The sequence below is a fragment of the Herbaspirillum aquaticum genome (genome assembly GCF_002213425.1).
GTDB classification, from domain to species: Bacteria; Pseudomonadota; Gammaproteobacteria; order Burkholderiales; family Burkholderiaceae_D; genus Herbaspirillum; species Herbaspirillum aquaticum.
In genome coordinates, this window is sequence record NZ_NJGV01000005.1 from 13,730 (window position 1) to 35,348 (window position 21,619).

At 62.5% G+C, this 21,619-nt stretch carries 18 protein-coding genes; 12 read left to right on the top strand and 6 right to left on the bottom strand.

Translation table 11 applies throughout. The annotated features are described in order from the left end of the window. Positions 1-203: 203 nt before the first annotated feature. The 5 genes from CEJ45_RS06265 to CEJ45_RS06285 all read right to left on the bottom strand — a co-directional run bounded on the left by CEJ45_RS06265 (position 204) and on the right by CEJ45_RS06285 (position 5,254). Positions 204-698: a Csu type fimbrial protein gene (locus CEJ45_RS06265; RefSeq protein WP_088754324.1), complete on the bottom strand. Its 495-nt coding sequence runs from the start codon at positions 696-698 to the stop codon at positions 204-206. A gap of 237 nt (positions 699-935) precedes the next feature. Continuing rightward, a complete protein-coding gene (locus CEJ45_RS06270; protein ID WP_088754325.1) occupies positions 936-1,427 on the bottom strand; it encodes a Csu type fimbrial protein in 492 nt (163 codons plus the stop codon). Positions 1,428-1,462: 35 nt separating this feature from the next. After that, positions 1,463-3,772, bottom strand: a complete 2,310-nt coding sequence (locus tag CEJ45_RS06275; protein WP_241517288.1) for a fimbria/pilus outer membrane usher protein — start codon at positions 3,770-3,772, stop codon at positions 1,463-1,465. Next, positions 3,769-4,503, bottom strand: coding sequence for a fimbrial biogenesis chaperone (locus tag CEJ45_RS06280; protein WP_241517289.1), 735 nt, complete (start codon positions 4,501-4,503; stop codon positions 3,769-3,771). Before CEJ45_RS06280 ends, CEJ45_RS06275 begins: the two co-directional genes overlap by 4 nt. Before the next feature lie 262 nt (positions 4,504-4,765). Further along, a complete protein-coding gene (locus CEJ45_RS06285; protein WP_088754326.1) occupies positions 4,766-5,254 on the bottom strand; it encodes a Csu type fimbrial protein in 489 nt (162 codons plus the stop codon). A 473-nt stretch (positions 5,255-5,727) separates the two neighbouring features. Between CEJ45_RS06285 and CEJ45_RS06290 the strand changes: the two genes are divergently transcribed. The 4 genes from CEJ45_RS06290 to CEJ45_RS06305 all read left to right on the top strand — a co-directional run bounded on the left by CEJ45_RS06290 (position 5,728) and on the right by CEJ45_RS06305 (position 10,436). Beyond that, positions 5,728-7,530: a sensor histidine kinase gene (locus CEJ45_RS06290; RefSeq protein ID WP_088754327.1), complete on the top strand. Its 1,803-nt coding sequence runs from the start codon at positions 5,728-5,730 to the stop codon at positions 7,528-7,530. A 35-nt stretch (positions 7,531-7,565) separates the two neighbouring features. Next, complete coding sequence (locus CEJ45_RS06295) at positions 7,566-9,029, top strand: hybrid sensor histidine kinase/response regulator (protein WP_088754328.1); 1,464 nt, start codon at positions 7,566-7,568, stop codon at positions 9,027-9,029. Further along, complete coding sequence (locus CEJ45_RS06300; protein WP_088754329.1) at positions 9,030-9,680, top strand: response regulator; 651 nt, start codon at positions 9,030-9,032, stop codon at positions 9,678-9,680. Positions 9,681-9,974: 294 nt separating this feature from the next. Further along, a complete protein-coding gene (locus CEJ45_RS06305; RefSeq protein ID WP_088754330.1) occupies positions 9,975-10,436 on the top strand; it encodes a response regulator in 462 nt (153 codons plus the stop codon). A 96-nt stretch (positions 10,437-10,532) separates the two neighbouring features. Here the strand turns inward: CEJ45_RS06305 and CEJ45_RS06310 are convergent, their stop codons facing one another. Next, positions 10,533-11,210: a Crp/Fnr family transcriptional regulator gene (locus CEJ45_RS06310; RefSeq protein WP_034334324.1), complete on the bottom strand. Its 678-nt coding sequence runs from the start codon at positions 11,208-11,210 to the stop codon at positions 10,533-10,535. A gap of 268 nt (positions 11,211-11,478) precedes the next feature. On the opposite strand from CEJ45_RS06310, the gene CEJ45_RS06315 reads away from it, so the two are divergent. The 8 genes from CEJ45_RS06315 (at position 11,479) to alaC (ending at position 21,556) form a co-directional block, all read left to right on the top strand. Next, positions 11,479-13,440, top strand: a complete 1,962-nt coding sequence (locus CEJ45_RS06315) for an AMP-dependent synthetase/ligase (RefSeq protein ID WP_088754331.1) — start codon at positions 11,479-11,481, stop codon at positions 13,438-13,440. 72 nt (positions 13,441-13,512) lie between these two features. After that, positions 13,513-14,394 carry an ABC transporter ATP-binding protein gene (locus CEJ45_RS06320; protein ID WP_088754332.1) on the top strand — a complete coding sequence of 294 codons (882 nt, stop codon included), beginning with the start codon at positions 13,513-13,515 and terminating at the stop codon, positions 14,392-14,394. A gap of 70 nt (positions 14,395-14,464) precedes the next feature. Further along, a complete protein-coding gene (locus CEJ45_RS06325) occupies positions 14,465-15,379 on the top strand; it encodes a branched-chain amino acid ABC transporter permease (RefSeq protein WP_088754333.1) in 915 nt (304 codons plus the stop codon). 66 nt (positions 15,380-15,445) lie between these two features. Next, a complete protein-coding gene (locus CEJ45_RS06330; RefSeq protein WP_088754334.1) occupies positions 15,446-16,522 on the top strand; it encodes a branched-chain amino acid ABC transporter permease in 1,077 nt (358 codons plus the stop codon). An 88-nt stretch (positions 16,523-16,610) separates the two neighbouring features. Further along, complete coding sequence (locus CEJ45_RS06335; protein ID WP_187697640.1) at positions 16,611-17,942, top strand: ABC transporter substrate-binding protein; 1,332 nt, start codon at positions 16,611-16,613, stop codon at positions 17,940-17,942. 67 nt (positions 17,943-18,009) lie between these two features. Then, positions 18,010-18,867, top strand: a complete 858-nt coding sequence (locus CEJ45_RS06340; protein WP_187697641.1) for an ABC transporter ATP-binding protein — start codon at positions 18,010-18,012, stop codon at positions 18,865-18,867. Positions 18,868-18,881: 14 nt separating this feature from the next. Further along, positions 18,882-20,153, top strand: a complete 1,272-nt coding sequence (locus CEJ45_RS06345) for a phenylacetate--CoA ligase family protein (protein WP_088754335.1) — start codon at positions 18,882-18,884, stop codon at positions 20,151-20,153. A 137-nt stretch (positions 20,154-20,290) separates the two neighbouring features. Continuing rightward, positions 20,291-21,556 (top strand): alanine transaminase, encoded by a 1,266-nt coding sequence (alaC, locus tag CEJ45_RS06350; RefSeq protein ID WP_034331604.1) that lies wholly within the window; start codon positions 20,291-20,293, stop codon positions 21,554-21,556. Positions 21,557-21,619 lie beyond the last annotated feature (63 nt).

Sequence of the window (21,619 nt, forward strand, 5' to 3'; positions counted from 1 at the left end):
CGTCGCTGAAAAGGGCGAAAAAAAACGGTGTACTTCATCCTGAAGTACACCGCCCACCCCCTCCGGTTTCCCCGGTATGCATCGCAACTGATGTTGTAGTCCGCGCCTTGCTACATCGTCAAGCTGCAGCGCAATGCCGGCAGCGGGATCCTGGTGTCAAAAGCGCGTCATCCTGGCACATCAGCTCGTCCATCGGGCTTGGTTCAATAGGTCAGTGTCACGGTATCCGAGTAGGCGCCGGCCAGCGGTGTCTGGGATGCAGGAATCTGGCCATAGACCGTCAGCGTCTGGGTCAGGCCCGAGCCGGTGCCTGCCTGGGTATCGGTACCGATGGTGGAGCCCCAGTTGTTGGTGCGAGCCGAGTCGCGGTACAGCGCATAGTTCAGGGTGCCGCCGCCGGCCGCGCTCATCTTGCGGTTGCTCACCGTTGCGCCCGTACCTGTGCCGGCATCCAGGCCAACGTTGTAGGTCGTGCCGTTGGTGCAGAGTACCGTGATGGTGCCGCTCTGGTTGACTACGCTCTGGGTGTAGGCGCCAAAGGCGATGGCCGAACCGACCACGGTGCAGGCTGCGACCACCGAAGCGCTGATGGTCAGCGTGCCGCTGGCGGTAGCCGCGATGGAAGCCGGTGCGCTGGAGGCCAGCACGACAGCAGCGATGGAAGCAGCAACGAAGCGGTTTTTCTTGATGAAGAACATGTGTTTCTCCTTGTCTGGCTGCCCCGTCCTCGCCCCTTGCAAGAACTTCCCTGTGCAGCGTTGGTATGGAGATACTTTAATTTCCGGGGCCCGCATCCGACATCCGGGGATTCCCTATCAATCATCAATTCACGTCAGGGAAAACCTGAATCGCAACGAGAAGCCTTCTCAAGCTCATCCGTTTTATCAGGGCTTGTTCACATGCAGTCGGCACTCGCAGCTTGAACATGAACAGGCCTAGTAAGTGATGAGCACCGTGAGGGTGTCGAGATAGCTGCCGGCCTTCACGTTCTGGCTGCCCGGCACGCGCCCATAGACGGTGTAGGTCTTGCTGACCGGGGTGAGGACCTGCAGCAGGTAGCCATCGGTGACAAAACTGGTACTGGAGGAGCCGTCGCCCCATACCGAAGTGCGTGCGGCGTCGGCGTAGGCCTGGTAGTTCAGGCTATTGGCGCCACTGAGCATCTTGCGCTGCGCGTAGGCGCCGCTGCTGCCGGCGCTGAGTTTGACGGTATAGCCGATCAGCAGCGACACGGTGGCCTGGCAGGTCACGGTGATGCTGCCGGTATTGTCGAGGTGGGCGCTCGATTGCGGGTCGTACAGGCCGAAGGACACCGGATTGGAGCTGGCCGAGCAGAGTTGCTGAGCCTGGGCCGGGCGGCAGCCCAGCATGAATGCCAGCGGCAGCAGCAGCGTGGCCAAGGGCAGGGGATGGACATTTTTCTTCATGTGCTCTCCATGATGCGGGCCATTTCCTGACAACACTAACGGCAGATCACGACTTCGTTGCGCATGCCGCCATCGCTGCCGGCCTGCAGCGTCAGGGTGGCCTGGCAGCGCGCGCCCGAGGGCAGCAGTACGTCCAGGGTATTGACCGGACCCAGCTCAGGCAGGTAGCTCACGCCGTCATAGCCGACCGGTGCCTGCAGGCCGCTTTCGCGTACGCGGATGGAAGCGCCCAGGGGGATGAATTCGCCAGCCGCATCTTTGAGCACGATGGTCACATCCGAGGCGCGCCGGGCATTGAAGTGCACCACCACGCCGGATCGGTCACGCGGCTTCACGTACTGGTCGGACTGATCCAGCTGCAGGGTCAGCGGCAGGTCCAGCACGTCCACCGAAATCTTGTTGACGTCATAGGCGCGCAGGTCGGTCAGCAACAACTGGCCGTTGTCGTCGGTCCGGCCGGCATAGCGGTTCTCGTTGTAGATGCCGACATTCTTGACACCGCTGGCATTGACCACCGCAAAGCTGTCATCGATCCAGTCGGTGGCAAAGGCGCTGCCATCCATGAAGGCCAGCGCGCCACGCGCGCCCAGTCGCTGGCTGGTGGCGTTGGCCGACTGCGAAGCAGCCGCACTCACGCTGCCGTAGCGGCTCTTGTAGTTGAGCTGGCCGATGCGCTGGCGATAGCTGCCTTCGGTATCCTGCAATTGCCAGCCGAGGTCGCCGATGGCCACCGTCGAGCGGCTGGCCTGCAGCGTGCTGGTGCGCTGGCCGTTGTTGTTGCTCACGCTGGCACCGGCCACGTCGCGCCCGCCGAAGGGGATGATCAAGCCGATGGTGGCACCGTAGCCGCTGCTGCGAAAGTCGCGGTAGGCGGTGAGATAAAAGTTGGAACTGCTGCCGACCGACTTGAACCAGGTCAGGGTGACGGTCTCGCTGTCGGCCAGGCTGCTGGTACCAAGCCCGGTGAAAAGCAGCGGGCTCTTGCTGCGTGCATAGGCCATGCTGAGCGACCCGTATTGCCCCAGGTTCAGGCCCAGCGTGGCAAGGGTAGCGCTGCGCGAGACGGGAGCCCCTTGCAGCGCGCCGATATCCTGGTAGCCGCGGGTGGACTGCGTGCGCGACAGGGACAGGCTCACCGGGTCGGCATTGCGTTCGATGGCCAGCGCCATTTGCTGGCCGGAATTGCCTTCGCTGCTGCTGGCGGCCAGCGAGCTTGCCAGCACCGCGCGGTTACCCAGGTTGAAGACCGCGCCCCCGCCGGCCAGCTTGAGGCTGCGCATGGCTTCGGCGTGGCCTTCCAGCGTGAGCCAGTCGCTCATGCCATGGCGCGCCGTCCCGGATAGCGCGAACTGCCCATAGTCATTGCTGCGCAGCCCATAGTTGCGCCGCACCCAGCCACCCTCGGCGGAATAGGAGGACAGCCCTGGCTTCAACAACCGGTCGGTGGCGTAGAAGTTGATGGTGCGGAAGGTCTGGCGGCCCAGTTCATCGGTCACCGCCACGGCGATCTGCCCGGCGCCGCTGGCGATGGGGGGCTGGCGGATCTCGAAGGGACCGGGTGGTACCGGCTGGGAGAGCTGGCGCACGCCATTGACGAACAGGTCGACGGTGGACGGCACCACCGTTTCCCCGCCCAGGGACGGTGTGGGAAAGCGCACCAGGTCCGGCCGCAGGTTGAAGTCGGAGGCATACTGGAAACCGCCCAGGCGCACCGAGCGGCTCCACGCCAGGCTGCCGTTGATGACGTCGCCGACGCGATAGCGGGTCAGGGTGGCCGGTTCCGAATAGGTGTAGGTCGACTCCAGCCGGGCTGACACGCCGCCGCTGTTGCCGGTATAGCCCAGGCCGGTCGAACTGAAGACACTGCTGCCGGAGAACCAGCGCGCATCGAACAGTCCGCCCAGCGCATGCTGGCGCTGACTGCTGGAGGCCAGCAGGTCGTAATTGAGCACCAGACCGCTTGCGCCGGGTGACAGGGGCACTTTGCTGGCAATGCTGGCAGCGTCGATGTCGGTGGTGTTCATGAAACGGGCCGGGACCATGAGGTTGATCTTGGCGCCGGCCTCGTCGAGGTCGACGGCAGTCGCCAGTGCGCGCAGGGCGATGAGGTCCTCGTCAGCACCATCGACCCGCAGCTTGAGGCTGCGCAACTCCGCTGCAGTGACGTAAAGCACTTGCTGGCGCCGGGTGAACTGCGCCACCAGGTTCGTTGCGCGACCGTTGATGGAGACTTCCAGCAGCAGGATCTCGTCGCCCGGCTCAGCAGTGGCTGCTCGCGCCAGCGTTGCCATGGCCATGAGCGTGGCCACGGTGAGGGACAGGAGCCAATGTGTCGTGCGAATCAAGGCGCCACGGTCAGTTCGGCATCAATCGGCCCGGCATCGCTGTTGGCAGTCAGCTTGACTCGGCTGCCCACGGCAAGCGGGGTATCGGTCTCGATCAGGTACTGCCGGGTGATGCCGGCCAGGGTGTAAGGATTGCCGCCGGCCGGGGCGCTGAGCTTCTTGCCATTGGGCAGGGTCAGGGCCAGGTCCAGCAGTCGCGCGCGCCGGTTGCCGCTGTTTTCCACCAGCAGGCGCAGCGGCTTGCCGGCGCGCAACTGGTATTCCAGCTGGGCCCTGGGCGAGCCGACCGGCGCAATGAAGACCGGCATGGAAATGCGGAACTTGAAGTTGATGGCGGCCCCTTCGGTGGCCGAGGGGATTTCATCGATCAGCAGGCGATAGGCGATCTCATTGCTGGCGGCGGGCTGTTTGGCCACTACCCGGATCACCTGCGAGGCGCCGGGCGCGAGGTTGAATACCGGCGGGCTGAGGATCAGGTTCTGCGAGGGCTGCAGTTCATCCTTGCTGTCAGCCTGGTTCCAGTCGTAGGCGCGCAGTTGCAGGGAAACGTTGTGATTGTCGTTGTTGACGATCTTGATCACGCCGGCCGTACGCGAAGACGACAACTCCAATACCACTGGCGCAATCTCGAAGTTGGAGGCCCACGCCGCCTGCACCACCCCCATCGCCGCCATGCCGGCCAGCGCCAACAAGCGCAGACCTTGTCCCCATCCGGATGCTGATTTTTTCACGCTACGGCATCTCCACTCTGGTTGTCAGACCATTGTCAGTTTCTTTCTAGATTAAAACGAAACAGGACAACAAGTGTGAAGAGAGTTACATTTCAGCTACGAATGTGACCAATAATCAACAAATAGTTTTCTGTAAGGTAACTGCTGAGCAGGTGGGCGGGCATACAAAAAGGCGTGGCTTCGAAGAAAGCCCACGCCATTGCATATTGCATTTGCTGCGTCACCGGCGCTGAGCCGGCGCACCCCGACCAGTCACCGGGGATCAGTAGGAAAGGGTGATCGCCACCACGTCGCTGTAGCTCCCCGCGCGCACGGTCTGGCCGCCCGGGATGTAGCCGTAGACAGGGAGGCTCTGGCTGCTGCCGTTGCCAACCCCTGAGACCGTATCGCTGCCATTGCTGTTGCCCCAGGCACGAGTGCGGCCGGCATCCTGGTAGAGCCCGTAGTTGAGGGTGTTGACGCCATCGGCCGTGCTGAGCTTGCGGCTGGCCACGCTGGCGCCGCTGCCGGTGCCGGCATCCAGGCTCACGGTGTAGCTGGTGCCATTGGAACAGTGCACGCCGATCTGGGCATTTTGCTGCACGGCCCCGGCGGCGTAGGTGCCGAAGGGCAGGGCGGCACTCTGCACCACGCATTGCGAGGGCACGATGGCGGAAATATCAAGGTTGCCGGTCGACGAGGCGGCCTGCGTCTGCAGGTTCACGCAACACAGCAGACCAACGGCCAGCAGCAGGGAATGTGAATGTTTCATCGGAACAGGGCGCCGGCAGGACCTAGGCCAACGGCCTGAAAAAACGGGTAAATACCGGAATCTATTATAGAATTAATTCGAATAAACAATCGGAAAATGCCGAAGGACAGCGTTTGAAGCGCCTTGCTTGGCGCATTCCCGCAACAGCTTTTCCATGAATTCGAAGAACTTGGTTCCATTTGCTGACAGAAAGAAAACAGTTGATATCGGTTAAGCCTCCTTCCGATATCGGGACAGGCAGCAAGGAGACACTTCAGCAGCTCCATCGATACCCTGGCGCAGACGGGGTGGCAGGGCTGCTGCGGGGGAGAGGGCGAGGCCCGGTTGCGGTGCTTCGCCGTGCGCGATTCCCTGACATGCATCATGTGAAGATCGAGTGCAGCCTTGCTTCATGCACGCCGCTTCCGGGCGGGTGGCCGGGTAACCGGCTGTCAAACCGGGCGCGTGACTTGCAGACCAATGAAACATGAACCATGCCGATAACTAGACAAAGCGGACTGGCCCGCGCCAGCACCGGCATCTTCTTCCTGCTGGCCTTGCTGCTCTCGGTGGGGGTGGCGGCTTTTTCCTACCACAGCGTGCGTGACTTCGAGCGTCGTGCGGTGTGGCTGCAGCACAGCTACACGGTGCTCAACAAGCTGGAAGAAGCCAATTCCACCGTGCGCGACGCCGTGAGCACGTCGCGCGGCTATGCGCTGTCGGGACAGCAGGAATACCGCAGCAATTTCGAGGCCGGCGTGCGCCACCTCAACGCGTTGCTGCAGGACCTGCGCCGCCTGCTGAGCGACAACCCGCAGCAGGCCGAGCTGCTGGGCCAGACCGAAGATCTGGTCATGCAGCGGCTGACGATGTCGCGTCAGCTGATGGAGCTGACCCCCGAAGAAGGTCGCGCCCGCGTGCTCGAGGGCAGGGAGCTGGGCGAACGCATCCGTGCAGGCTTTGAGCAGATGAAGGGCAACGAGAATGCCTTGCTGGCTACCCGTTCGCATGACACCGCCGTGAGCGCCAACCTGACCATCTTCATGGTGATCTCCGGCAGCCTGCTCAGCATCGCCTTGCTGCTGCTGGTCTACCGCAAGCTGCGCAAGGAAATGACGCGCCGGGTCGAAGCCCAGCAGCGCGCCCAGGCCTATTCGGACGAAATCGAAGACCTCTACAACAACGCCCCCTGCGGCTATCACTCCGTCGACGAGACCGACAAGCGCATCATCAAGATCAACGATACCGAGCTCAAGTGGCTGGGCTACACGCGTGAACAGGTAGTAGGCCGCATGACCCAGGCCGACCTGCTGGCCCCGTCCAGCGCCGAGCGCTACCTGCGGGAGCTGCATCCGCAGTTCCTGCTCAGGCGCGAGATCAGCGGCATCGACCTTAATTTCCGCCGCGCCGACGGCAGTGAGTTCACGGCGCTGGTCAATGCCACCGCCATCCCCAGCCGTGACCGCAGCAAGCTCATCAGCCGCACCGTGATTTATGACATCTCCGATCGCAAGCGCGCCGAAGACGAGATCGAAGCCCTCAACGCCGACCTGGAGCGGCAGGCCCAGCACTTGCACAACGTGAACAAGGAACTGGAGAGCTTCTCCTACTCGGTGTCGCACGACTTGCGCGCGCCGCTGCGCGCCATCTCCGGTTATGCCATGATCCTGGAAGAAGATTACGCCCACGCCATCGACGAGAAGGGGCGCGAACAGTTGCAGGTGATCCGGCGCAACGTGCGCAAGATGGACGCGCTCATCAATGACTTGCTCAAGCTGGCCAAGTCCACCACCGGCGAGCTGACCCTGCAGCGCTTCTCGATGGAAGAACTGGTGGGCCAGGTGGTGGCGGGCCTGCAGCAGGAGAACCCGGCCGTGGTGTTCGAGGTGGCACGCCTGGAAGGGGCCGTGGCCAATCGCGGCCTGATCGCCCAGGTGTGGGAAAACCTGCTCTCCAATGCCGTGAAATTCAGCAGCAAGAGCGAGCAGCCGCGCGTGCGCGTGACCATGCAGGCCACGGCCGAAGAATACGTCTATGGCGTGCACGACAACGGGGTCGGGTTCGACATGCGCTACGCCCACAAGCTGTTCGGGACCTTCCAGCGCCTGCATCGGCAGGAAGAATATGCCGGCACCGGCATTGGCCTGGCCCTGGTACAGCGCATCGTGGTACGCCATACCGGGCGCGTCTGGGCCGAGAGCAAACCGAAGGAGGGCGCCAGCTTCTACTTTGCGCTGCCGCGCAAGGGCGTGGTGCCCAGCCTGGGCGAGTCGCGCCGCTCGTCCGATGACAACTGAACCGGCACACTGAGCCCGAAGGAGAACAAGGTCCCATGAGCATTCCGTTGCGCGTACTGTTCGTCGAAGACATGGAAGAAGACGCCGTACTGATGGTGCGCGAGTTGAAGCGCGGCGGCTTCGAGCCGACCTGGGAGCGGGTCGACGACGAACAGGCCCTGTTGGCGGCGCTGCAGGCGCAGCGCTGGGATATCGTCATCTCGGATTACTCCATGCCGATGTTCTCCGGCGTGGAAGCCTTGAAGCTGGTCAAGGCCGACAATGACCAGACGCCCTTCATCATCGTCTCCGGCGTGATCGGCGAGCAGACGGCGGTGGAAGTCATGAAGGCCGGCGCCCAGGACTATTTCCTCAAAAGCGCCATCGCCCGCCTGCCGCATGCGGTGGACCGCGAACTACGCGACGCCCAGGCGCGGCGCAAGCAGCGCGCCAGCGCCCAGGCCCTGCGCGAGATGCAGGCGCGCTTCAATGCCTTCATGAACGCCGCACCCATGCCCACCTGGATCAAGGACGGGCAGCTGCGCTACAACTACGTCAATCCGGCGCAGTCCGCCTTCTACGGCATGACCCCGCACGACATGGACGGCATGACCGATGCCGAGCTGATGACCTCGGGCGGCGCTGAAGCCTCGCGCGAATACGACCGCAAGGTGCTGGAAGAAAAGTGCGAGTTGCACACCCAGGAAACCGTCTTCGACCACAACCACAATGCCCGCATCCTCGATGTGGTGCGGTTCCCGATCAGCGGCGAAGGCAAGGGCGACATGGTGGCCGGCCTGGCCATCGATGTGACCGAGCGTGAACAGTCGCGGCGCGAGCTGGAACTGGCCATCCAGCGCCAGCAGATCCTGTCCTCGCGCGTGATCGAGGTGCAGGAGCGCGAACGCCAGCACCTGGCGCGCGGCTTGCATGATGATGTGGGCCAGTCGCTGACGGCCCTGAAGATCAACCTGGAAACCATCAAGAAGACCGGTTCGCTGGAAGGCCCCTCGCTGCAGAACGGCATCGACATCGTCACCGCCGTGCTGGCCCAGGTGCGCAGCCTGTCGCTGGACCTGCGCCCGCCGCAGCTGGACAACCTGGGCTTGATTGCCGCCCTGCGTTCCTACGTGGAGCAGAAGTCCAAGCTGGCCAACGTGAATGGCTGGTTCGAGAGCAGCGGGCATGATGGACAATTGCACCACGACATCGAAAACACCGCCTTTCGCATCGTGCAGGAGGCCGTCACCAACATCCTGCGCCATGCGAAATGCCAGAACATCTGGGTCAAGATCGACCGCCAGCAGGACCAGGTGTACCTCAGCATCCGCGATGACGGCAAAGGTTTCGACATCGAGCGTGCGCGCAGCAATGCCATTTCCGGCACCAGTTTCGGCCTGCTCAACATGGAAGAGCGGGCGGTGCTGGTGGGCGGTTCCATGGATATCACTTCGGCGCCCGGCGCAGGGACGGAAATCGTCATGCACCTGCCGGTCGCCCCTATCGTGAGGAGAATGTAAATGCTGACCCGAATCATGCTGGCCGACGACCACGCGCTGGTGCGCAGCGGCATCAAGGCGCTGCTGACCGCCATGCCTGGGGTAGAGGTGGTGGGCGAGGCGTCCGATGGCGCCGAAGTCATCGAGATGATCCCCCAGCTCAAGCCCGACCTGGTGCTGCTGGACATCGCCATGAAGGGCATGAACGGCCTGGAAGCCCTGCGCCGCCTGCGCGGCGACTATCCGACCATCCGTTTCCTGATGCTGTCCATGTATGGCAGCGAGGAATACGTGATGCAGGCCTTGAATGCCGGCGCCAATGGCTATCTGTTCAAGGATTCGGCCGCCACCGAGCTGGAAAAAGCCCTGTATGAAGTAAAACATGGGCGCCAGTACCTGGATTCGCACATCTCGCGCGAGGCGCTCGACAACTATATGAAGCGCGTTGCACAAAACGGGACCCCCGTCGAAGTGCTCACCCCGCGCCAGCGCGAAATCCTGCAGTTGATCGCCGAAGGCAACAATACCAAGGAGATCGCCTACCAGTTGAACGTCAGCGCCAAGACCATCGAGACCCACCGGGCGCAGTTGATGGAGCGGCTGGACATCCGCGACGTGCCCGGCCTGGTGCGCTATGCGATTCGTACCGGCATTGCCACTCCGGACAAGTGACAAAGGGCCTGGGTGAAGACATATTCACATTCAGGAAATTTCTGATTTTTTTTGAAAATGCCTGTGCAATAATCCCCTGACAGTACGGGGATCGGCGTCCGTAGTGGTATTTCAAGCAGACCGCCGATGCTGGAACGAGGCCGCGGTGCAGTCGCAGCAGTGAAGCTCACTGCCGGGCGCTGTCCGGGGGATGGACCGGGCGGGCGGCAGTGGTGCGATACAGGGTGGCCAAGGAATGGTCATTCAGACAATAAATGTTCCAGCTTGAAATTAATTGAAGAAAGCGATCCATCCATGGATATCGAGCAATATGACATCATCCTCGTCGACGACAGCCCTGAAGTGGCCGAGTTGACACGCCTGGCGCTGGGCAGCCGCAAGCTGGCCGACAAGCTGACCTGGTTTGCCGATGCGGAGCTGGCCGAGGAATTTTTCTTCCAGGGGGAATATGCGAGCCGCCGCGACCTGCATCCCTACCTGATCTTGCTGGACCTGAACCTGCCGCTGATGAGCGGTCACGATTTCCTCAAGATCATCAAGTCCAATGCGGCCACCTCGCACATTCCGGTGGTGATGTTTTCTTCTTCCGACGACCAGCGCGACATCAACCAGAGCTACGAACTCGGCGCCAATGGTTACGTTGTCAAATCCACGGACCCCAAGGAATTCATGGGCACGGTGGTCGATACCGGCATCTACTGGCGCAACCGCAATCGTCCGGCGCGCGGGGATGAACTCGCCAAGGCCACGCCCTGAGCGGCGCGGCAAGCCAACGAAAAAGCGCGGCCTGGCCGCGCTTTTTTCATTTCCTCACGTCTTCCTGTCTTCAAGCCGCGTGAGCGCGGCTGCGTTTCATCCCGGAAATTGCCGCAGGCCTTCGAGGTCATTGATGGTGATGCTGCCATAGTCCACCTTCAGCAGGCCGGCCTTTTCCAGCACCTGCAGGGCCTGGTTGGCACGCTGGCGCGAAGTACCGGAGAGGTTGCCGACTTCTTCCTGCGAGATCTGCAGGTTCAGCCCGATACCGGGATTCAGGTAGGGGTTGAACAGGGCTGCCAGGCAGCGCGCCACGCGCGCATCCGGCTCCAGCATGCGGTCATACTCCACCAGTGAAATGAACAGCGCCAGGCGCTCGTTCAATTGCGTCACCAGGAAGCGGTTGAAGGGAATGCTGTTGTCCAGCAGCCAGAGATAGGTGGCCTTGGGCATGTAGAGCAATTCACTCTCGCGCAGGGCCACCACATCGTACTTGCGCGGTTCGTCCTTGAGCAGCGAGCCTTCGCCCAGCCAGCCGCCATTGGCCATGCCGGCGAAGGAGACGGTCTTGCCTTCGGGCGAGACGCTGCTCATCTTCAGCAAGCCCTCGTGCACACCGATCCAGTGCGCCACCGGATCGCCCTTGCGGCAGACGTAGCCCCCGGCCGGAATCTTGCGGCTGACCACCTCCGCTTCCACCCGGGCCAGCTGTTCTTCGGTCAGCGCCTGCGCCCAGATGCTCTTGGACAGCATGCGTCGAATTGATGTCTCCATGATGATGCGTCGCAATATCGAAAGTTTTGTCAATTGTCGGTGAGATGACATCCACTGGCAACCACTGCCTCTACTATCATCGCAAAAAAGGCCCAGGCAAAAGCCTGGCCAATCATAGAGACAGGACAGCTGGCATGCCCGACACAATGACTGCCGCAGTAAGAGCAGCGTAAGCCTGGCAGCACAGACTGATCCGACACCGGGTTCGTATCCTCATGCAATCCAATGAAGGAAACGGATCTTTCGAACCTGCACAAGAAGGTGGGAAATGGTGGAGACGAGACAAGACAAGGAAGCCGCGACCTTTCCGCGGCTGCTGCTGGCGCATGCCCAACGACGCCCCGAGCGGGCGGCCTTCCGGGAGAAGGACCTGGGCATCTGGCAGACCACGACCTGGCGCCAGGTGGCCGACGAGGTACGCAGCTTTGCCTGCGGCCTGGCCGCGCTGGGATTCAAGCGCGGCATGAGCCTGGCCATCATCGGCAACAATTGCCCGCGCCTGTACTGGGCCATGAGCGCCGCCCAGGCGCTGGGCGGCATGCCGGTGCCGCTCTACCAGGATGCGCCGGCGGCTGACATGGCCTACGTGCTGGCCGACGCCAACGTCGACTTCGTCATGGCCGAAGACCAGGAGCAGGTCGACAAGGTCTTCGAGATCAAGGAAAACCTGCCCCGCATCGCCCACGTCATCTATGACGACGAACGCGGCATGCGCAACTATCACCAGCCCGAGCTGCTGTCCTTTGCCCGCGTGCAGGAACTGGGCCGCGCTTACGAACGTGCGCATCCGGGGTTCTTCGAGCAGGAGGTGGCGGCGGGCTCGCCCGATGATGTGGCCATCATCCTCTACACCTCCGGCACCACGGGCAAGCCCAAGGGCGTGTGCCACTCGCACCGCGCGATGATCACCACCGCCACCACGCTGGTGGAGTTCGATCACCTGGATGAGAACGACGACATCCTCTGCTATCTGCCGCTGGCCTGGGTGGGCGACTTCCTGTACTCCTTCGCCCAGCAGCATGTGGCCGGCTTCTGCCTCAATTGCCCGGAGTCGCCCAATACGGTGATGACGGACCTGCGCGAGATCGGCCCGACGTATTACTTTGCGCCACCGCGCGTCTACGAAAACATCCTCACGCAAGTGATGATCCGCATCGAGGACGCCGGCTGGATCAAGCGCAAGATGTTCCATGGTTTCATGAAGGTGGCGCGCCGGGTCGGCATGCGCATCCTCGATGGCAAGCCGGGCGTGTCGCTGGCAGACCGCCTGCAATACGCCATCGGCGACCTGCTGGTCTACGGACCGCTGAAGAACGTGCTGGGCATGTCGCGCCTGCGCGTGGCCTATACCGGCGGCGAGGCCATCGGGCCGGACCTGTTCGACTTCTACCGTTCGCTGGGCATCAACCTGAAGCAGCTCTATGGCATGACCGAGACCTGCGTGACGGTGTGCATGCAGCCCTCGGGCGACGTCAAGCTCGATAGCGTGGGCCGCCCGATGAAGGGCGTGGAAGTGCGCATCGATGCCAATGGCGAAGTGCTGGTGCGCTCCCCGGGCCTGATGAAGGAATATTTCAAGCGGCCCGATGCCACCGCCGAAGCCATCGACCAGGACGGCTACTTCCATACGGGAGATGCAGGTTTCTTCGACAGCGACGGCCACCTCAAGATCATCGACCGCGCCAAGGATGTCGGCAAGATGGCCTGCGGCAGCATGTTCGCGCCCAAGTACATCGAGAACAAGCTGAAGTTCTTCCCCTTCATCAAGGAAGCGGTGACCTTCGGCAATGGCCGCGAGCAATGCATGGCCTTCATCAACATCGACATGGATGCCGTAGGCAACTGGGCCGAGCGCCGCAACCTGCCTTACAGCGGCTATACCGACCTGGCCGCCAATCCGGCGGTCTACGACCTGGTGCGTGACTGCGTGGAAAAGGTCAACGCCGACCTGGTGGCGGACCCCCTGCTGGCCGATTCGCAGATCCATCGCTTCCTGATCCTGCACAAGGAACTCGATCCCGATGACGAGGAGCTGACCCGTACCCGCAAGGTCCGGCGCGGCTTCATCGCCGACAAGTATGCGGTCCTCATCGAGGCGCTCTATGCCGGCCATGCGTCGCAGTACATCGAAACCCAGGTCAAGTTCGAGGATGGCCGCCAGGGCATGATCTCGGCCGACCTCAGGATCGCCGACGCCAAGACCTTCAAGACGCTGCAGAGCGCCGCCTGAGCAGCACGCAGTCCCGTCCCGGCAGCGCCAGCGCTGCCGGCTTGCAGCGTAGCCCGACCAGACCACTGCTGAATGAACCCGATCATGAAACGACACCTGAGTTCCGAAATCCTGCCCGCGGGCCTGCCTCCCGTGACCAGCCCCGATGACGAAGCCCCGGCGGTCGCCGCCAATGGCCGACGCATCGGCGAGGTCATCCTCGACCTGCAGAACATTTCGCTGTCCTTCGGCGGCGTCAAGGCGCTCACCGATATCTCCTTCGATGTGCGCGAGCATGAGATCCGCGCCATCATCGGCCCCAACGGTGCCGGCAAGAGCTCGATGATCAACGTCATCAACGGCGTCTACCATCCGCAGAAGGGCAGCATCCTCTATCGCGGCCAGCCGCGCCTGGGCATGCATCCCAGCAGCATCGCGCGCCAGGGCATCGCCCGTACCTTCCAGAACATCGCGCTCTTCAAGGGCATGACGGTGCTGGACAACATCATGACCGGCCGCAACACCAAGATGCGCTCGGGCCTGTTTTCCAATGCGCTGTGGTGGGGCGCGGCCCGCAACGAGGAAATCGAGCATCGGCGCAAAGTCGAAGAAGTGATCGATTTCCTTGAAATTCAGCACATCCGCAAAACTCCCGTGGGACGCCTGCCGTACGGCCTGCAAAAGCGCGTGGAACTGGCGCGTGCACTGGCGGCTGAGCCGCACATGCTGCTGCTGGACGAACCCATGGCCGGCATGAACGTGGAAGAAAAGCAGGACATGTGCCGCTTCATCCTCGACGTCAACGACCAGTTCGGTACCACCATCGTGCTCATCGAACATGACATGGGCGTGGTCATGGACATCTCCGACCGCGTCGTGGTGCTGGACTACGGCAAGAAGATCGGCGACGGCACGCCCGATGAGGTGATGAGCAATCCGGAAGTCATCAAGGCCTATCTCGGGACTTCCCACTGAAGACGAACACTGAAGACGAAAACAATATAAATAATAAAAACAATATGGACATGGCAGGCAAGGAGACGACATGCAATTCTTCCTCGAAGTCACCCTGAGCGGTTTGCTCTCGGGGCTGATGTATTCCCTGGTGGCGCTGGGTTTCGTACTGATCTACAAGGCCTCCGGCGTCTTCAATTTCGCCCAGGGTGCGATGGTGTATTTCGCCGCGCTGGCCGTGGTGGGCCTGATGGAGAAGGGCATGCCGATGTGGGCGGCCATCATCGGGGCCTTCGTGGTGATGATCCTGGTGGGGCTGGCCACCGAGCGCTTTGTCTTGCGCAAGCTGGTCAACCAGCCGCCCATCACGCTCTTCATGGCCACCATCGGCCTGACCTTTTTCCTAGAAGGGCTGGGTCCCTTGCTGTTCGGCAGCGAAGTGCGGCCTATCGACCTGGGCATCGTCGATGAGCCGATCCAGTCGGTGATGGACGGCATCGGCATCGGCATTTCCAAGTTCGACCTGTTCGCCTCCGGCATGGTGGTGGCGCTGGTGGCGGCATTGGCGCTGTTCTTCCAGAAGACCAAGGTGGGCCGCGCCCTGCGTGCGGTGGCCGATGATCACCAGGCGGCGCTGTCGCTGGGTATCCCGCTGCAGCACATCTGGGCCGTGGTCTGGGGTGTGGCCGGCTTCGTGGCGCTGATTGCCGGCCTGCTGTGGGGCTCGCGCAATGGCGTGCAGTTCGCGCTGACCATGACGGCCCTGAAGGCCTTGCCGGTGCTGATCCTCGGGGGCTTCACCTCGATTCCCGGGGCGATCGTGGGCGGGCTCATCATCGGTGCTTCCGAGAAACTGGCCGAGATCTACATCCCGCCGGTCATGCAGGATGCCTTTGGTGGCAACTTCGGCGGCATCGAGGGCTGGTTCCCCTACGTGTTCGCGCTGCTGTTCCTGCTGGTGCGGCCCGAAGGCTTGTTCGGCGAGCGACATATCGACCGCGTATGACAATGTGCTCATTCCAATGTTGGCGATATGTCGCCATGGGTGCCATGCAGTAACAAGGAGAACGCAATGCTGTACCGTGAAGCAGGACAATTCAAGACAAGCTACATCGCCGACAGCCAGATCTTCCCGATCCGCCAGGATCGCATCATCTTCACGCTCTTCATGGTGTTCGCCTTCGTGGGCGTGCCGCTGTTGGGCAGCGAATACTGGTTCTCGGCCATCCTGGTGCCGTTCCTGGTGTTTGCGCTGGCTGCACTGGGCCTGAACGTGCTGACCGGTTACGCCGGCCAGCTCTCGCTGGGGTCGGCCGCCTTCATGGCCGTCGGGGCCTATGCGGCCTACAACTTCCAGCTGCGCGTGGAGGGCATTCCCATCGTCGCCACGCTGCTGCTCTCGGGCGCCTGTGCGGCCATGGTGGGCGTGCTCTTCGGTTTGCCTTCGCTGCGCATCAAGGGCTTCTACCTGGCCGTGGCTACGCTGGCGGCGCAGTTCTTCGTGGTGTGGGCGCTGACCAAGTTTCCCTGGTTCTCCAACAATTCGTCCTCGGGCGTGATCAGCACACCCAAGATCGATTTCTTCGGCATCGCCATCGATACCCCGGTACGCAAATACCTGTTCGTGCTGGCCGTGGTGAGCTTGCTGGCGCTGGTGGCCAAGAACCTGGTGCGCTCCTCCACCGGACGCGCCTGGATGGCCGTGCGCGACATGGACGTGGCCGCCGAAGTGATCGGCATCCCGCTCATGCGCACCAAGCTGACCGCCTTTGCCGTGAGCTCCTTCTACTGCGGCGTGGCCGGTGCCCTGTACGCCTTCTGCTACCTGGGCTCGGTGGAGCCGGACGGTTTCTCGCTGGACCTGTCCTTCCGGATTCTCTTCATGATCATCATCGGTGGTGTGGGCAGCATCCTCGGGTCCTTCCTGGGCTCGGCGTTCATCCTGCTGCTGCCGATCTTCCTGGATAACGCATTGCCGCCGCTGGCGTCGCTGTTGCACCTGCCGTTCACCAATGCAACGGTGTCGCACATCCAGATGATGGTGTTCGGTGCCCTGATCATCTTCTTCCTGATCGCCGAGCCGCACGGTCTGGCGCGGCTGTGGCAGATCGCCAAGGAAAAACTGCGCCTGTGGCCGTTCCCGCACTGAGCGCGGCAAGACCGTATTGAGGTAGGCGGAGACCGGAACACCGGCCTCCGATAAAAGTCGGCAACGACAACAACAAGGAGACGAGACCATGAAAACCATGAAGCATCTGCGGCAGTGGCTGCTGGCCACCGCCTGCGCCGCCAGCCTGCTGGCCCCGGCGGCACCGGTACTGGCGCAGGCCAGCGACCAGTTCATCGCTATCCCCAGCTACCGGGTCGGACCCTATGGCACCAATGGCCAGTCGTATTACGGCGGCTATGTCGATTACCTCAACTACATCAACATCAAGGAAGGCGGCGTCAATGGCGTCAAGCTGTCCTGGGAAGAGTGCGAGACCGAGTACAACAACGCCAAGGGCGTGGAGTGCTACGAACGCATGAAGAACAAGAATCAGGTCACGCGCGGCACCGCCATCAACCCCATGGCCACCGGCATCTCCTATGCGCTCATCGACAAGACCGCCGAGGACAAGGTACCCCTGGTGATGATCGGCTATGGACGTACCGACGCGGTGGATGGCTCGGTGTTCCCGTACGCCTTCCCGCTGGTGACGACCTACCAGATGCAGGTCTCGGCCATCGTGAAATACCTGGCCGGCAAGAACAATGGCTCGCTGGCGGGCAAGAAGATCGTCTTCCTGTACCACGACTCGGCCTATGGCAAGGAGCCTATCGTGGCGTTGCAGGCGGAGTCCTCCATCGGCAAGTTCAAGCTGGTGGAAATCCCGGTGGCGCACCCCGGCAACGAGCAGGGCGCGCAGTGGCTGCGCATCCGCCAGGAGAACCCGGACTACGTGATCTTCTGGGGCTGGGGCGTGATGAACCAGACCGCACTGAAGGCCGCGCAGAAGGTCGGCTATCCGCGTGACAAGATCGTCGGTTCCTGGTGGGCCGGCTCGGAAGAAGACACCATCCCCGCCGGTGACGCCGCCAAGGGCTACCTGTCTGCGACCTGGAACGTGGCCGGCAAGGATGTGCCCGTGATTGCCGACATCGACAAGGTGGTCTATGGCGCGGGCAAGGGCAACATGCAGGACAAGAACAAGCTCGGCTCCATCCTCTACAACCGTGGCGTCTCGGCAGCCATTGCCACCGTGGAAGCGGTGCGCACGGCCCAGGACAAATACGGCAAAGGCAAGGTCATGAGCGGCGAGCAGGTGCGCTGGGGCTTTGAAAACCTCAACATCACCGATGCCCGTCTGAAGGCCTTGGGCGCCACTGGCCTGCTGCCTGAAATCAAGACCTCGTGCGACAACCACGAAGGTTCGGGCAAGGTCAGGATCCAGCAATGGGATGGCAGCAAGTGGGTGCTGGTGTCGGACTGGATCGAGGGCAACAAGAACCTGATCCACCCGCTGTTCAAGGCATCGGCCGCGAAATACGCAAAAGAAAAAGGCATCACTCCTGCCTGCATGAAGTAGGCGCTTGCGCCGGCGGCTCTGCACGTCTCCCACGGCCGCCGGTGCTTTTTTGGGAATGCGAACGACCATGAATGCCACACCGATCCAGACCAGTGCCGCGCCTTCCGCCGCTACGGCAGCGGTGGCCAAGGCGCTGGCCATCAACAACATCGAAGTGATCTATGACCACGTGATCCTGGTCCTGAAGGGCGTCTCGCTGGACGTGCCCGAAGGGAAGATCGTGGCCCTGCTCGGCGCCAATGGCGCCGGCAAGAGCACCACCTTGAAGGCCATCTCCAACCTGCTGCACGCCGAGCGCGGCGATGTGACCAAGGGCAGCATCGAATTCCGTGGCGAGCGCGTGGACCGCATGACGCCCAACGACCTGGTCAAGCGCGGGGTGATCCAGGTGATGGAAGGGCGGCATTGCTTCGGTCACCTGACGGTGGAAGAAAACCTGCTGACCGGCGCCTACACGCGCGGCATCAGCAATGCCGAGGTGAAGCACGAACTGGAAAAGATTTACGATTATTTCCCGCGGCTGAAGGTGCGCCGCAAATCGCAGTCCGGCTACACCTCGGGCGGCGAACAGCAGATGACCGCCATTGGCCGCGCCATGATGGCCAAGCCTTCCATGATCCTGCTCGATGAACCCTCAATGGGGCTGGCGCCGCAGATCGTCGAAGAGATCTTCGAGATCGTCAAGGACTTGAACAGCAAGGAGAAGGTCTCCTTCCTGCTGGCCGAACAGAACACCATGGTGGCGCTGCGCTATGCCGACTTCGGCTACATCCTCGAAAACGGCCGCGTGGTGATGGAGGGCGCCGCCAGCGAACTGGCCGATAACGAAGATGTGAAGGAATTCTATCTGGGCGTCTCCGGTGGCGGACGCAAGAACTTCCGCGACATGAAGTTCTATCGCCGCCGCAAGCGCTGGCTGGCGTAAGGGGGGAGGGCATCATGTCCGATCCGACACAGGTACTGGCCGAACTGGATGCGCTGGAGCGGCGCGATCCGCAACAGCGCGAGCAGGAACTGATGCGCGCCTTGCCGCAACTGGTGGCGCGCGCGCAGGGTGCACCGGGCTGGGCGCGCATCCTCAATGGCGTGGAGGCGGGGGCGATCACCTCGCGCGCGGCGCTGGCGAAATTGCCGGTCACGCGCAAGTCCGACCTCAAGGAACTGCAGACCCGCGAGAGCCCCTTTGGCGGCCTGAACACCACCCCGGCGCGGCAACTGCGGCGGCTCTTCGTGTCGCCCGGTCCGATCTTCGATCCCGAAGGGCAGGGCGCGGACTGGTGGCGGTTTGCCAGCCCGATGAAGGCGCTGGGGTTGCAGGGCGGGCACATCCTGCAGAACTGCTTCGCCTATCATTTCACGCCGGCGGCCTTCATGGTCGAGGGCGCGGCGGCGCGGCTGGGCTGCGCGGTGATCCCGGCCGGCATCGGCCAGACCGAATTGCAGGTCAATGCGATGGCGGCCTTGAAGCCTGATGCTTATGTCGGCACGCCCTCGTTCCTGAAGATCATCATCGAGAAGGCAGGCGAGATGGGCGCCGACATCTCCAGCGTGCAGCGCGCCCTGGTCAGTGCCGAAGCACTGCCGCCGTCGCTGCGCAGCTGGTTCCATGAACACGGCGTGCCGCAGGTGCTGCAGCTGTATGCCTCGGCCGACATCGGTAACATCGCCTACGAGACCATGAGTGAGGGCGCGGTGCATCCCGGCATGGTGCTGGACGAATCGCTGATCCTGGAAATCGTGCGTCCCGGCACGGGCGACCCCGTGGCCGAGGGCGAGGTCGGCGAAGTGGTGGTGACTTCCTTCAATCCCGACTATCCGCTCATCCGCTTCGGTACCGGCGACCTGTCGGCGGTGGTGCAGGGCATCTCTCCCTGCGGACGCACCAATACGCGCATCAAGGGCTGGATGGGGCGCGCCGACCAGACCACCAAGGTACGCGGCATGTTCGTCCATCCTTCGCAGGTGGCCGACGTACTGCGCCGCCATGGAGACATCTTGCGGGCGCGCCTGGTCGTGTCGGGCGAGATGGCCAATGACATCATGACCCTGCATTGCGAAGTGGGTGACCCGGAAGATCCGGCCATCGATGTCAATGCGCTGGCTGGCAGCCTGCGCGAGGTCACCAAGCTGCGGGGCGATGTGCTGCTGGTGGCGCCGGGCAGCCTGCCCAATGATGGGAAGGTCATTGAGGACGCCCGGAAATACGAATGAGTGAAGGAGCTTGCAGGGGATCGAAGGTGCAGGGCGATTTGTGCTTGTGCAGGTGAAGCTTCGCGCATAGAATCGGCAACGGAACATTGGTTCCAACGTCGCTCGGACGGTTCCGGGCGCTTACGTGAAAGACACCCATGACGCAATCTGCCGATTCGCGCGATCCCTCGCGCACGCCTGCTGTTTCCTCTTCCCCTGCCACGTCCCCGGACGCCTTCCCGGTCAGCTTCCCGCGCATCGAACGGCTGCCTCCCTACGTCTTCAACATTACCGCCGAACTGAAGATGGCCGCGCGCCGCCGGGGCGAGGACATCATCGACATGTCCATGGGCAACCCCGATGGCCCCACGCCGCCGCACATCGTCGAGAAGCTGGTGGAAGTGGCGCAGCGGCCCGATACCCACGGCTATTCTTCCTCCAAGGGCATCCCGCGCCTGCGGCGGGCGATTGCGCACTGGTATCGCAGCCGCTACGAAGTGGACTTCGATCCCGACAGCGAAGCCATCGTCACCATCGGATCCAAGGAAGGCCTGGCGCACCTGATGCTGGCCACCCTCGACAAGGGGGATACCGTACTGGTCCCCAATCCCAGCTACCCCATCCACATCTATGGCGCGGTGATTGCCGGCGCCAACATCCGCTCGGTGCGCATGAGTCCGGGCGTGGACTTCTTCGACGAACTGGAACGCGCGGTGCGGGAGAGCTATCCCAAGCCCAAGATGATGATCCTGGGCTTCCCCTCCAATCCGACCGCGCAATGCGTGGAGCTGGAATTCTTCGAGCGCGTGGTCAAGCTGGCGCGCGAACACCAGATCCTGGTGGTGCACGACCTGGCCTATGCCGACATCACCTTCGATGGCTGGAAAGCCCCGTCCATCATGCAGGTGCCGGGCGCGCGCGAGGTCGCGGTGGAATTCTTCACGCTCTCCAAGAGCTACAACATGGCCGGCTGGCGCATCGGCTTCATGGTCGGCAATGCGCGCCTGGTGGCGGCGCTGGCGCGCATCAAGAGCTATCACGACTATGGCAGCTTCACCCCGGTGCAGGTGGCGGCCATCGCGGCGCTGGAAGGTGACCAGTCCTGCGTGGAGGAGATCCGCGCCAATTACGAAAAACGCCGCAACGTGCTGGTCAAGGGCCTGCATGAGGCGGGCTGGATGGTCGATGTGCCCAAGGCCTCGATGTACATCTGGGCGCGCATTCCCGAACCGTATCGCCAGTTCGGCTCGCTGGAATTTTCACGCATCCTGCTGGAACAGGCCAAGGTCTGCGTCTCGCCCGGCATCGGCTTCGGCGAATACGGCGACGAATATGTGCGCTTCGCGCTGATCGAGAATGAATCGCGCATCCGCCAGGCCATCCGCGGCATCAAGACCATGTTCAAGAACGCCAAGGGCGGCTGAAGGACGCGCCGGGCCTTGGCCATGTAAAGGCCGGAACTGCAAGGGCCCGGCGTGTGTCTTACA

Bases quoted from the DNA above. Each gene is read 5' to 3' on its own strand.
- CEJ45_RS06310 (WP_034334324.1), bottom strand. From the start codon at position 11,210: ATGGAGACATCAATTCGACGCATGCTGTCCAAGAGCATCTGGGCGCAG.
- CEJ45_RS06265 (WP_088754324.1), bottom strand. From the start codon at position 698: ATGTTCTTCATCAAGAAAAACCGCTTCGTTGCTGCTTCCATCGCTGCT.
- CEJ45_RS06325 (WP_088754333.1), top strand. From the start codon at position 14,465: ATGCAATTCTTCCTCGAAGTCACCCTGAGCGGTTTGCTCTCGGGGCTG.
- CEJ45_RS06300 (WP_088754329.1), top strand. From the start codon at position 9,030: ATGCTGACCCGAATCATGCTGGCCGACGACCACGCGCTGGTGCGCAGC.
- CEJ45_RS06320 (WP_088754332.1), top strand. From the start codon at position 13,513: ATGAACCCGATCATGAAACGACACCTGAGTTCCGAAATCCTGCCCGCG.
- CEJ45_RS06340 (WP_187697641.1), top strand. From the start codon at position 18,010: ATGAATGCCACACCGATCCAGACCAGTGCCGCGCCTTCCGCCGCTACG.
- CEJ45_RS06270 (WP_088754325.1), bottom strand. From the start codon at position 1,427: ATGAAGAAAAATGTCCATCCCCTGCCCTTGGCCACGCTGCTGCTGCCG.
- CEJ45_RS06315 (WP_088754331.1), top strand. From the start codon at position 11,479: ATGGTGGAGACGAGACAAGACAAGGAAGCCGCGACCTTTCCGCGGCTG.
- CEJ45_RS06290 (WP_088754327.1), top strand. From the start codon at position 5,728: ATGCCGATAACTAGACAAAGCGGACTGGCCCGCGCCAGCACCGGCATC.
- CEJ45_RS06305 (WP_088754330.1), top strand. From the start codon at position 9,975: ATGGATATCGAGCAATATGACATCATCCTCGTCGACGACAGCCCTGAA.
- CEJ45_RS06285 (WP_088754326.1), bottom strand. From the start codon at position 5,254: ATGAAACATTCACATTCCCTGCTGCTGGCCGTTGGTCTGCTGTGTTGC.
- CEJ45_RS06330 (WP_088754334.1), top strand. From the start codon at position 15,446: ATGCTGTACCGTGAAGCAGGACAATTCAAGACAAGCTACATCGCCGAC.
- CEJ45_RS06295 (WP_088754328.1), top strand. From the start codon at position 7,566: ATGAGCATTCCGTTGCGCGTACTGTTCGTCGAAGACATGGAAGAAGAC.
- CEJ45_RS06335 (WP_187697640.1), top strand. From the start codon at position 16,611: ATGAAAACCATGAAGCATCTGCGGCAGTGGCTGCTGGCCACCGCCTGC.
- CEJ45_RS06345 (WP_088754335.1), top strand. From the start codon at position 18,882: ATGTCCGATCCGACACAGGTACTGGCCGAACTGGATGCGCTGGAGCGG.
- alaC (WP_034331604.1), top strand. From the start codon at position 20,291: ATGACGCAATCTGCCGATTCGCGCGATCCCTCGCGCACGCCTGCTGTT.